Source organism: Streptomyces aculeolatus, from assembly GCF_020400605.1.
Lineage (GTDB): Bacteria > Actinomycetota > Actinomycetes > Streptomycetales > Streptomycetaceae > Streptomyces > Streptomyces aculeolatus.
In genome coordinates this window covers 93,925-105,655 of record NZ_JAINRD010000010.1, presented here as the reverse complement: position 1 = coordinate 105,655, position 11,731 = coordinate 93,925, and the positions used below count along the sequence as shown (strand labels likewise).

At 75.1% G+C, this 11,731-nt stretch carries 10 protein-coding genes; 8 read left to right on the top strand and 2 right to left on the bottom strand.

Going from position 1 to position 11,731, the window contains the following annotated elements:
- Position 1 precedes the first annotated feature (1 nt).
- The 7 genes from LG396_RS18775 to LG396_RS18745 are packed head-to-tail and all read left to right on the top strand — an operon-like array spanning position 2 to position 7,674.
- Entirely contained in the window at positions 2-1,027 is a 1,026-nt protein-coding gene (locus tag LG396_RS18775; RefSeq protein ID WP_037744392.1) for an NAD-dependent epimerase/dehydratase family protein, read from the top strand.
- Positions 1,028-1,044: 17 nt separating this feature from the next.
- Positions 1,045-2,298 (top strand): DUF4910 domain-containing protein, encoded by a 1,254-nt coding sequence (locus LG396_RS18770; protein ID WP_225795715.1) that lies wholly within the window; start codon positions 1,045-1,047, stop codon positions 2,296-2,298.
- A 5-nt stretch (positions 2,299-2,303) separates the two neighbouring features.
- The gene (locus LG396_RS18765; RefSeq protein WP_225795620.1) at positions 2,304-3,614 is read left to right on the top strand and encodes an MATE family efflux transporter; all 1,311 of its coding nucleotides are present in this window, start codon (positions 2,304-2,306) and stop codon (positions 3,612-3,614) included.
- Positions 3,611-4,558, top strand: a complete 948-nt coding sequence (locus LG396_RS18760) for a glycosyltransferase family 2 protein (RefSeq protein ID WP_018842491.1) — start codon at positions 3,611-3,613, stop codon at positions 4,556-4,558. The genes LG396_RS18765 and LG396_RS18760 overlap by 4 nt, the downstream gene beginning before the upstream one ends.
- Positions 4,555-5,757 carry a polysaccharide pyruvyl transferase family protein gene (locus LG396_RS18755; protein WP_225795619.1) on the top strand — a complete coding sequence of 401 codons (1,203 nt, stop codon included), beginning with the start codon at positions 4,555-4,557 and terminating at the stop codon, positions 5,755-5,757. The genes LG396_RS18760 and LG396_RS18755 overlap by 4 nt, the downstream gene beginning before the upstream one ends.
- Complete coding sequence (locus tag LG396_RS18750) at positions 5,754-6,305, top strand: dTDP-4-dehydrorhamnose 3,5-epimerase family protein (protein WP_225795618.1); 552 nt, start codon at positions 5,754-5,756, stop codon at positions 6,303-6,305. The genes LG396_RS18755 and LG396_RS18750 overlap by 4 nt, the downstream gene beginning before the upstream one ends.
- A gap of 7 nt (positions 6,306-6,312) precedes the next feature.
- Positions 6,313-7,674 (top strand): glutamate-1-semialdehyde 2,1-aminomutase, encoded by a 1,362-nt coding sequence (locus tag LG396_RS18745; RefSeq protein ID WP_225795617.1) that lies wholly within the window; start codon positions 6,313-6,315, stop codon positions 7,672-7,674.
- Between the two features lie 7 nt (positions 7,675-7,681).
- Here the strand turns inward: LG396_RS18745 and LG396_RS18740 are convergent, their stop codons facing one another.
- Positions 7,682-8,344 (bottom strand): phosphatase PAP2 family protein, encoded by a 663-nt coding sequence (locus LG396_RS18740; protein ID WP_225795616.1) that lies wholly within the window; start codon positions 8,342-8,344, stop codon positions 7,682-7,684.
- A gap of 775 nt (positions 8,345-9,119) precedes the next feature.
- Between LG396_RS18740 and LG396_RS18735 the strand changes: the two genes are divergently transcribed.
- Entirely contained in the window at positions 9,120-11,036 is a 1,917-nt protein-coding gene (locus LG396_RS18735; protein WP_225795615.1) for an ATP-binding cassette domain-containing protein, read from the top strand.
- 101 nt (positions 11,037-11,137) lie between these two features.
- Here the strand turns inward: LG396_RS18735 and LG396_RS18730 are convergent, their stop codons facing one another.
- Positions 11,138-11,548 carry a hypothetical protein gene (locus LG396_RS18730; RefSeq protein WP_225795614.1) on the bottom strand — a complete coding sequence of 137 codons (411 nt, stop codon included), beginning with the start codon at positions 11,546-11,548 and terminating at the stop codon, positions 11,138-11,140.
- Between the last annotated feature and the right edge of the window lie 183 nt (positions 11,549-11,731).

The following is an 11,731-nucleotide window of genomic DNA, read 5'->3' as shown; positions in this document are numbered from 1 at the left end:
CGTGCGCGTACTGCTGACCGGGCATCAGGGATACCTGGGGACCGTCATGGCCCCGCTGCTCCGCGCCGCCGGGCACGAGGTCGCCGGCCTCGACGCCGGGCTGTTCGCCGACTGCGTGCTGGGCCCGCCGCCCGCGGACCCGCCGGGCCGGCAGGTGGACCTGCGCGACGTCACGGCCGAGCACGTCGCCGGGGTGGACGCCGTGGTCCACCTGGCCGCGCTCTCCAACGACCCGCTGGGATCCCTGGCGCCGCAACTGACCTACGACATCAACCACCACGCGTCCGTACGACTCGCGCGGCTGGCCCGCGACGCCGGAGTGCGCCGCTTCCTGTACGCCTCGACCTGCTCGGTCTACGGCGCCGCCGGCGGCGGCGAACTCGTCGCCGAGGAGGCGCCGCTGCGCCCCGTGACCCCGTACGCGGAGTCCAAGGTGCGGGTGGAGGACGACCTGCACGCGCTGGCCGACGGCGACTTCAGCCCGGTGTACATGCGCAACGCCACCGCCTTCGGCTACTCGCCCCGGCTGCGCGCCGACATCGTGCTGAACAACCTGGTGGGCCACGCGCTGCTCTCCGGCGAGGTGCTGGTGCTCTCCGACGGGACCCCCTGGCGCCCGCTGGTGCACGCCGCCGACATCGCGCGGGCCTTCACGGCCGCGCTGACCGCACCCCGGGACGCCGTACACGACCGGGCGTTCAACATCGGCAGCGAGACCAACAACGTCACCGTCGCCGAGATCGCCGAGCAGGTCGCCGCGGCGGTCCCCGGCTCGCGGGTGGTCATCACCGGCGAGACGGGCGCCGACCCGCGCTCGTACCGGGTGGACTTCTCCCGCTTCCGCACCGCCCTGCCGGGCTTCGACTGCGAGTGGACGGTGAAGCAGGGCGCGCTCGAACTCGCCGACGCCTACCGGGCACACGGGCTGACCCGCCAGGACTTCGAGCGGCGCTTCACCCGGCTCGCCGTGCTGCGCGCGGCGTCCGAGGCGGGAGCCGTGGACGACACCCTGCGGCGGCGCCGGTGACCGCGGCGGGCGAGGAGATGCACGCGCTGGTGGAGCGGCTGTACCCGATCTGCCGGAGCATCACGGGCGACGGCGTGCGCGCCACCCTGGAGATCGTCGGCGAGTACGTCCCGCTCCGGGTGCACGAGGTGCCGACCGGCACCCGGGTGCTCGACTGGACGGTGCCGCAGGAGTGGAACGTCCGGGACGCCTGGATCGCCGACGCCGCCGGGCGGCGGGTCGTCGACTTCGCCGCCTCCAGCCTGCACGTCCTCGGCTACAGCGTGCCGGTGTCGGCGACCCTGCCGCTGTCGGAGCTGCGCGGGCACCTGCACACCCTGCCGGACCAGCCGACGCTGGTGCCCTACCGCACCAGCTACTACGAGCCGCGCTGGGGCTTCTGCCTCGCCCAGGACACCCTGGACGCGCTGCCGGACGGCGAGTACGAGGTACGCATCGACTCGACGCTCGCCGACGGCCACCTCACCTACGCCGAGCACGTGGTCCTCGGGCAGACCGCCGACGAGGTGATCGTCTCCTGCCACACCTGCCACCCGTCGCTGGCCAACGACAACCTGGCCGGCATCGCCGTGGCGGTGCACCTGGCCCGCGCGCTGGGGGAGGGGGAGCCGTACTACACCTACCGGTTCATCTTCGCGCCCGGCACCATCGGGGCGATCACCTGGCTGGCCCGCAACGCGGAGCGGGTGGAGCGCGTCAAGCACGGCCTCGTGCTCGCCTGCGCCGGCGACCGGGGACAACTGACGTACAAGCAGAGCAGACGCGGCGACGCGGAGATCGACCGGGTGCTGCGCCACGTGCTGGCCGCCTCGGAACGCCCGCACCGCGTCACCGAGTTCACGCCCTACGGCTACGACGAGCGGCAGTACTGCTCGCCGGGATTCGACCTCGGCGTGGGCTCGCTCACCCGGACCCCGTACGCCGGCTATCCCGAGTACCACACCTCCGCGGACGACCTGGACTTCGTCTCGCCCGAGGCGATGGCGGACACCCTCGCCGTGTGCCGCGAGGCGTTCGCCGTGCTGGACCGCAACCGGCGCTACGTCAACCTCAGCCCGTACGGCGAACCGCAGCTCGGCAGGCGCGGGCTGTACGACTCGCTCGGCGGGCGCAGCGACGCCCGGCAGGCGCAGCTGGCCATGCTCTGGGTCCTCAGCCTCTCCGGCGGCGAGCACAGCCTGCTCGACGTCGCCGAGCGGTCGGGGCTGCCGTTCGACGCCGTCGCCGCCGCGGCCCGCGCCCTGGAGGGCGCGGGGCTGATCAAGGCGTGACGGCGATGGCCGCGGGGGAGGGGCGGACGCCGGCAACGGCGGGGCGGGCCGGACGCGTCCGGCCGGACGGCCGGCGGGCGATCGCCGGCCGGCTGTCCTGGGGGCTGGCCGACCAGGCGGCCTCCAGCGCGTCCAACTTCCTGGTGGGGATGTACGTGGCCCGCTCGCTCGGACTGGCCTCCTTCGGCGTGTTCAGCCTGGCCTGGGTGACGTACGGCGTGGTGCTCGGCGTCTCCCGCGGGCTGGCCACCGACCCGCTCGTGGTGCGCTTCAGCGGCGCGCCGGACGCCTCCTGGCGGGTGGCGACGGCCCGGTCGTCGGGCACCGCGCTCGGTGTCGGCGCCGCCCTCGGCGCGGTGTGCGCGGCGGGCGGGCTGGCCGCCGGCGGCGACGTGGGAACCGCCTTCCTCTGCCTCGGCGCCGTGCTGCCGGGGCTGCTGCTCCAGGACGCCTGGCGGTTCGCGTTCTTCGCCGCCGGCACCGGGCGCAAGGCGTTCGCCAACGACGTCGTCTGGGGCGTCGTGTGCATCCCGGCCCTGGTGCTGGCGGCCCGCGCGGGCAGCGTCGCCGGCTTCGTGCTCGCCTGGGGCGGGTCGGCCGCGGTGGCCGCGGGATACGGCTGCCTTCAGTCCGGCATCCGGCCCCGGCCGTCCCGGGCGCGCGCGTGGCTGCGCGGGCACCGCGACCTGGGCTACCGGTACCTCGTCGAGAACGTCGGCGTCAGCGGCGCGGCCCAACTGCGGACGTACGGGCTCGGCGCCATCGTCGGGGTCGGCGCGGTGGGCGTGGTCCGGGGCGCCGAACTCCTGCTCGGCCCGTTCCTCGCGGTGCTGATGGGCCTGTCGCTCGTCACCGTCGCGGAGGCGGCGCGGGTGCTGCGGCAGGTCCCGCACCGGCTGGCCGGGTTCTGCCTCCTGCTCGGCGCCGGGCAGGCCGCCGCCGCGCTGCTCTGGGGCGCGGCGCTGCTGCTGGTGCCCGACCACCTCGGCGAGCACGTGCTCGGCACCGTCTGGTACCCGGCCTCGGAGCTGATCGTCCCCGCCACCCTCGGCGTCGCGGGCGCGGGACTCGGCGCCGGCGCGGCGGCCGGGCTGCGCGCGCTCGCCGCCGCCCGGCGCAGCCTGCGCTGCCAGATGTTCGCCTCCGCCTGCTACGCGGGCGGCGGGCTCGGCGGCGCGGCCGCAGCCGGCGCGGTCGGCTCCGCCTGGGGCGTCGCCGCCGCGACCGCCGCCGGCTCGGCCGTGTGGTGGCTACAACTCCGCTCCGCCCTGCGCGCCCGCCCGCGCGACCCGATCCCCGAAGTGAGGACACCATGACCGCCCGACCCCGGCTGAGCATCGGCCTGCCCGTCCACAACGGCGAGGAGTACCTCGCCGAAGCGCTCGACGCCCTGCTGGGCCAGACCTACGAGGACTTCGAGCTGGTCGTCTCCGACAACGCCTCCACCGACGGCACCCGGGACATCTGCCGCCGCTACGCGGCGCGGGACTCGCGCATCCGCTACCTCCGGCTGCCCCGGAACATCGGCGCCGCGCCGAACCACAACCACGTCTTCACCGAGTGCCGCGGCGAGTTGTTCAAGTGGGCGTCGCACGACGACCTGTACGCCCGCGACCTGCTGCGGCGCTGCGTCGAGGCGCTGGACGAACGGCCGGACGTGATCCTCGCGCACGCCGACCAGGCCGTCGTGGACGGCGCCGGCCGGGTGAAGGTCCCGTACGAGTACACGCTCGCCACCGCCTCGCCGCACCCCCCGGAGCGCTTCCGCAGCATGCTCTTCGAGCCCGGCGGCGACGACTTCTACGGGGTGGTGCGTGCCGACGTGCTGCGCCGGGTGAAGCCGCACGACAGCTACCACCACGCGGACCGCACGTTCGTCGCCGAACTCGGCCTGCACGGGCCCTTCCACCAGGTGCCGGAGCTGCTGTACTTCCGCCGCGACCACCCCGGCCGCGCCGAGCGGGCGAACCCGTCCAAGCGCTCCCGGTGCGTCAACCTGGACCCGCGCCGCGCGGGCCCGCTGCACCCGACGCCCCGGCTGCTCGCCGAGTACGTCTGGGGCTTCGCCGCGGCGGTCCGGCGGGCACCGCTGTCCCCGGCCGACCGGCGCGCGTGCTTCCGCCACCTGGCCGCCTGGCTGGCCAGCCGGGCCCGGCCCGGCGCCGGCGAGCGGGTCGAGGACCGCCCGCCCGTCGACCCGGGCCGGTCCGCCGTCTCCGTCGACGCCCTCGTCGCCGGCCGGGAGGGGAGGCAGCGGTGACGGCGGTACGGGTCGGGGTCTTCGGCCTGCTCGGCTCCGGGAACTCCGGCAACGACGGATCTCTGGAGGCCGTGCTCCGCTACCTCCGCGCAGAGCACCCGGAGGCGGTCGTGGACGCGCTGTGCGGCGGCCCCGAGGCCGTCACGGCCCGCTACGGGATCCCCGCGAGCCGCCTGCACTGGTACCGCGGCGAGTACCGGACCGCGTCCGGCGCGGGCGCGGTCGCGGGCAAGGCCCTCGGCAAGCTCGTCGACGCGGTCCGCACCGCCGCCTGGGTGCGCCGCCACGACGTGGTGATCGTGCCGGGCATGGGCGTCCTGGAGGCCACGCTTCCGCTGCGCCCGTGGGGCTTCCCGTACTCGCTGTTCCTGCTCTGCGCGAGCGGCCGGCTGACCGGCACCCCGGTCGCGCTCGTCGGCGTCGGCGCCGCCCCGATCGGGGACCGGGCGACGCGGGCCCTGGTGCGCTGGTCGGCGAAGCTCGCCGCGTACCGCTCGTACCGGGACGCCCTGTCCCGCGACGCCCTGCGGGCGATGGGCGTGGACACCGCAGACGACGAGGTCCACCCGGACCTCGCGTTCGCCCTGCCGGCACCAGCCGCAGGCCCGCCCTCGGGCACGGTCTGCGTCGGCGTGATGGACTTCCACGGCGGCAACGACGACCGCGCCCGGGCCGCGGAGATCCACCGGCGCTACGTCCACGGCGTGACCCGGTTCGTCCGCACCCTGGCCGAGGAGGGCAGGCCGGTCCGCCTGCTCACCGGCGACGCCTGCGACGCGAAGGTGGCCGCCGCCATCCGCGACGCGGTCGGCCTCCCGCTGGTCACCGCCGCCGAAACGGCCTCGCTCGCCGGCCTGATGAAGGAGGCGGCGGCCGCCGACGCCGTGGTGGCGACCAGGTACCACAACCTGGTCTGCGCACTGAAAGCCGGCACCCCCGCCCTCGCCCTGAGCTACGCGGCGAAGAACGACGCGCTCATGGAACGGATGGGGCTCGGCGCGTACTGCCACCCGGCGCGCGAGATCGACGCCGACAGGCTGCTCGCCCAGTTCCGGGCGCTGGAACGGCGGTCGGCGCAGCTGCGGGGGGTTCTCGCGGAGCGGAACGCGGCCGCGGCCCGGCGCCTCGACGAGCAGTTCACCGCCTTGACCGCGGCCTTGTTCCCGGCGGCCGACCACACACTGCGGGAGGCTTCATGAAAGCGACGGACGTCCCGGCGATCGCGGGCGCGTACCTCTTCGAACCGACGCCCCACACCGACGAACGCGGCTTCTTCTGCCGCACCTTCGACGCCGGCGTGCTCCGCTCGGTCGGCCTCGACGCGGCCGCCTTCGTCCAGGACAGCGTCTCGCGCTCGGCCCGGGGCGTGGTGCGCGGCCTGCACCTGCGCTCCGGCGCCGGCGAGGCCAAGCTGGTGCGCTGCTCGTACGGGCGGATCTTCGACGTCGTCGTCGACCTGCGGCCCGACTCGCCGACCTACCTGGGCCGGAGCTTCCTGGAACTGTCCGGCGAGACCCAGGCGACGCTGTACGTGCCGGCGGGATGCGCGCACGGCTTCCAGGCGCTGACCGGAACCGCCGACACCTCGTACCGGATCGACCGGCCGCACGATCCGGCCGAGGACGTGGCGATCGCCTTCGACGACCCGGGGCTCGCCATCCCCTGGCCGCTGCCGGCGACGTCGGTGTCCCGGCGCGACCGGGAGGCGCCTCGCCTCGCCGAGGTCCTCGAGCGGCGGGGGAGTTGAGGCCGGCGTGGACACCGCGGATCCCGCAGGGGCCGAGAAGCCCGGAGAGCCCGAAGGGCCCTTCCTGCCCCGGTCGCGGCAGGCGAACGAGCGGCTGCACGCAGTGATCCCCGGCGGCGCGCACACGTACGCGAAGGGCGACGACCAGTACCCCGAGGACCTGGCCCCGGTCATCAGCCACGGCCGCGGCGCCCACGTCTGGGACGTCGACGGCAACCGCTACCTCGAATACGGCTCCGGCCTGCGGTCGGTCAGCCTCGGCCACGCCCACCCGCGCGTGCTCCAAGCCGTGCGGCGGGAACTCGGCCGCGGCGGCAACTTCGTCCGGCCGTCCCTCGTGGAGGCCGAGGCCGCGGAACGCTTCCTGGCCACGGTGCCGACCGCCGAGATGGTCAAGTTCGCGAAGAACGGCTCCGACGCCACCACCGCCGCGGTGCGCCTGGCCCGCGCCGTCACCGGGCGCCCGCGGGTGGCCGTCTGCGCCGACCACCCGTTCTTCTCCGCCGACGACTGGTTCATCGCCACCACGCCGATGTCCGCGGGCATCCCGGCCGCGGCCGCCGCGCTCACCGCGACCTTCCCGTACGGGGACCTGGCCGCCACCGAGGCGCTGCTGACCCGGTACGCGGACGAGGTCGCCTGCCTGGTCCTCGAACCGGCCGGCCACACGGAACCCCCGCCCGGCTACCTCGCCGGCCTGCGGGAACTGGCCGACCGGCACGGCTGCGTGCTGGTCTTCGACGAGATGATCACCGGCTTCCGCTGGTCCGAGGCAGGCGCCCAGGGCCTGTACGGCGTCGTCCCCGACCTCTCCGCCTTCGGCAAGGCCCTCGGCAACGGGTTCGCCGTCTCCGCGCTGGCCGGACGCCGCGAGCTGATGGAACGGGGCGGGCTGCGGCACCCCGGCGACCGGGTGTTCCTGCTGTCCACGACCCACGGGGCGGAGACGCACTCCCTCGCCGCCGCGATGGCCGTACAGACCACCTACGCCGAGGAGGGCGTCACCGCGCAACTGCACGCACTCGGCGAGCGGTTGGCCGCGGGCGTCCGCGCCGCCGCGGCCGGCGCGGGCGTCGGCGACCACGTCGTCGTCCGGGGCCGGGCCAGCAACCTGGTCTTCGCCACCCTCGACGAGAACCGGCAGCCGTCGCAGCCGTACCGCACCCTGTTCCTGCGCCGGCTCCTCGCCGGCGGGGTGCTGGCGCCGTCGTTCGTCGTCAGCAGCGCGCTCACCGACGCCGACGTCGACCGCACGGTGGACGTGGTCGCCCAGGCGTGCGCGGTGTACCGGAAGGCGCTGGAAGCCGGAGACCCCACCCCCTGGCTGGGCGGGCGACCCGTGCGGCCGGTGTTCCGCCGCCGGGCGTGACGCGACGTCAGCGGCGCCCGCGCCCGCCCCGTACGATGTCGGCCGAGCGGTCGGTCAGCCACGCCGTCGCCGGCACCACCGCCAGCGCGGTGAACCAGCCGCCCACGGCGTCGGTCGGATAGTGCGCGTCCAGGGCGACCTGCGCCCAGCCCATGGCGGCCCCGGCGACCAGCGCCGCGCCGAGTACGAGTGACGTACCGGCCGCCCTGCCGAGGCCGAGCCGGCCGGTCGCGAGCATCGCCGCCACGAGGGCGAGCGCGGTGGCGAAGGCGGTGTGCCCGCTCGGGTAGGACAGGTGCCCGCCGTGGATGGTGCGTCCCACCAGGGGCTTGAGCACCATCGTCGCCCCCACGGCGATGCCCGCGCCGGCGACGAGGAGCACCGCCGCGCGCGGCCGCCGCAGCACCAGGCAGACGGCCACGGAGACCAGGACCAGCGCCGCCGCGCCGACGGGCTCCCCCCAGAAGTCCGCGGCCAGCGCCACGTTCCGCCACGGCTGCCCGGCGACGTGCTCCGCCGGCCGCAGCCAGCCGTCCACCGTGCCGGGCCTGCTCTCGCCGGCGGCCAGCACCCCGAACACCGCGACCGCCAGTGCCGCGAGGACCGCGACCGCTCCCAACCCCGCGCGCAGCGGCGGGTGCAGCACCCCGGGCGCGCGCCGACCCGTCACGGGCCCACCGCGCCGGGCGCCGTGCTCTGCCCCGTTCATGCGCCGCCCTTCGTGCGGGGGACCCCCGATCCGGTGAGGGTAGTGCCGATGGTCAGGTAGTACCCCCACCGCTTCGGCACCGAACGCCTGCTGCGCGGGGGACGGCCATGCGCGCTCCTGCGGCACCTGCCGCGGTGCCGGACAGTTCGAGCCAAGTCGCCGACCGCTCAACCCCGGCGATCCGCCTGTCGCTCCGCAAGCAGTTCCTCCCGGCTCCGTACCAGGCCACCGGCCGCCTTCGCGGAGCCGGTGCCCGGCGCCGGACGGCAGCTCGGAATGTCCGGATCCCGGCCCCGCAGCCGCCTGATTGTCAGTGGCCTGCTCGATGGTTCCCTTCCGCAGGACCCGTCACCCCCACCGAGGAGACCAGTGCTCTCGACGCCCGCACGCAATCCCCCGCCCGGGTCACGCCTTCGCCGCTGTCCTCCCGACGAGTGAATCGAACGCGGGGGAGGGCCGCCCCCGCCTGAACGGCGTGGCCCGCCTCGAACCTGTGCCCGACCCGTCGCCCGCCCCGGCCCGTATCGGCGCCGTGGCCACCCCCGTTGTCCGAGTGCTCGACCCGAACCCGATCCGAGGAGCAAACCGTGAATCCCGTACGTCCTGGTCCCGCCGCCCGCACCGCGTTCGAGAATCCTCCCGCCCGGCCCGGCGAGCCCGCGGTGCTCCGGCGCCCGGCCGCCGCACGCCGCGCCCCGTTCGCAGCCGCATCACGACCGTCACCGAGGTGGGGGGCATGAGCGACACCACCGCACGGTTCCCGGCGGACGGCGCGGCCGCCGTCCCCCCGGCGCGTCCGGCCGCTCCTCAGCCCTCGGTTCCGCACGATCTGGACTTCCACGGCCGCAAGCACCGCCGGGCCATGGACGACGCGAGCCTGGCGGACATGGCCCGCCGGATCCCGACCGCCCTGGTCCAGACAGCCCGGCTGGCATGGTCCGTCGACCGCCGCATGACGCTCACGATCCTCGTGTGCCAGGTGCTCTCAGGACTGGGCACCGCCGCCATGCTCACCGCGGTCGCCGAGGCGATGCCCCACCTCGCCACCTCCGACGCCCGTACCGGACTCGGGAAGGCATGGCCGGCGCTGGTAGTCGCGGTCGTCGCGATGGCGCTCGGCGCCGGCATGTGGATCCTCGCGGACTGGGCCACGCGCCGCCTGAACCCGCGGATCGCCTCCGCCGTCGACCTCACCCTGGTCGACCTCCACATGAAGGCCGAACTCTCCGCCTACGACACCGAGGGGTTCACCGACCGGAGCCGGGCCGCGGAGATCGGCGCCCTGCGCGCGGTCGACCTCGCGGACGACGCCAAGACGCTGACCAACGGCCTGGTCCAGCTGGTGTCCGCCGCGACCGTCCTGACCTCCCTCCACCCGCTCCTCCTGGGCGTGCTGCTGCTGTCCGTCATCCCCAGGGGCATGGGCGGGGTGATCGCCGCGCGCATCGACTACCGGGTGCACGACCGCACCATCTCCGCCCGCAACGTGCGCGGAATGATGCGCTGGTGGGTGACCACCCCCGATCTCGCCGACGAACTGCGCGCCAACGGAATGCGCCCCTACCTGCACTCCTGGTACCGGGTGATGTGCGACAGGGTCGAAGGCCGCGAACTCCAGGGTGCGCGCCCGTACCTGCTCGTGACACTCCTCGCGGCGTCCCTGGCGGGCGTGTTCACGCTCGGCATGTGGGCGGCACTGGCCGCGCTCGCCCTCTCGGGAGCGATGTCCACCGCGATCGCCGGTACCGCCATCGTCGCCTCGCAGACGGCCGGACGCGCCCTCAACTCGATCATCAGGTACGGGGCGGTGATGTTCCACCACGGCCTCTACCTGCACGACTACCACGAGTTCACCGAAGAGGTGCGCTCCATGGCCGCCGCCCGCGGGACCGCTCAGGTCGGGGCGCCGCAGCGGATCCGTTTGCGCGAGGCCGCGTTCACCTACCCCGACAAGGACACCCCCGCGCTGCACCCGATCACCCTCACCCTCAACCGCGGCGAAGTCGTCGCCCTGGTCGGCGAGAACGGCGCCGGCAAGTCGACCCTGATCCGGCTGCTCACCGGGCTGACCCTGCCGACCGGCGGGACCGTCTGCTGGGACGACACCGACCTCGCCACCGCCGACCCGGAGTCCGTCTGGCGGCACGTCGGCCTGGTCCCGCAGAAGAACGGGCACTGGCCACTGCGCGCGCGGGAGAACATCACCCTCGGCCAGCCCCGCGAGCACACCGACGACCGCATCTGGGACGCCGCCGAACGCGTCGGGATGACCCGGGCCCTGCGAAAGCTCCCGGACCAGCTCGACACGCTGCTGGCCCGCTCGGTGTGGGGCGGGCACGAGCTGTCCGGAGGCCAGTGGCAGCGCCTGGCATGCGCGCGGGCGCTCTACCGGGAGCCGGCCGTGCTCATCCTGGACGAGCCCACCAGCCAGATGGACGCCCGTGGCGAGCACCTCATCTTCCGGGAACTGCGCGCGATGGCGCCCGGCCGGATCACCGTGGTGGTCACGCACCGCCTGGACAGCGCCCGGATGGCCGACCGCGTCATCGTCCTCGACCGGGGACGCCTGCGCGAGGAGGGCACCTTCGACGCCCTCGTCGCCGCGGAGGACGGCCTCCTGCGCGAGCTGAACGCCCTCGCCCAGGACCGCTGACTCTCCTCAGGGCGGGGCCGCACATCCGCGCGGCCCCGCCCTGCCCTGCCCCCGGTGGCCGGTCCGTTCCGGTCACCGGGGACCCGGTGGTCACCGCCCGGTCAGTCCCGCCATTCGGGCGACGGCTCGCCCGGCGCGAGAGGCGTGGGGGTGCCGGGTTCCGACGGGACGACCGTGGGCTCGCGGGGCTCCTCGGTCGGGGTGGCGGGGTCGGACGGGGCGAGCGACGGTTCGCCGGGCATCTCGGTCGGGGCGGTGGACTCCGTGGGCGCGGGCGACGGTTCGCCCGGCTGCTGGGTCGGGGCGGTGGACTCCGTGGGGACGGGCGACGGTTCGCCCGGATCCTCGGTCGGGGCGGCCGACTCCTGCGAGCCGGCGTTGCCGGCCGGGTTGTCCGTGCCGGTGGTGGCGTGGGCGAGCGCGCCCAGGCCGCCGATGGTCAGGACACCCGCGGCGGTCGCCGCGAGGATCAGTGGGCGCGGACGCCTGCGGTGGCGGCTGGTCAAGGTCACTCCTGATGCGAGATGGCGGAACGGCCCCGGCGTGCCGAAGCCCTTGCATGAGAGGAGTACGGGACCGGGGGCGCGCCGGGTTGCACCGCCCGTCCAGGAGAAATTCCCACCGGGCAGCATGCAACCTCCCGGCGCCCGCCCACGTAGAGCACTGTGAGGGACGTAGGTGAGCCGAAGGGCGGG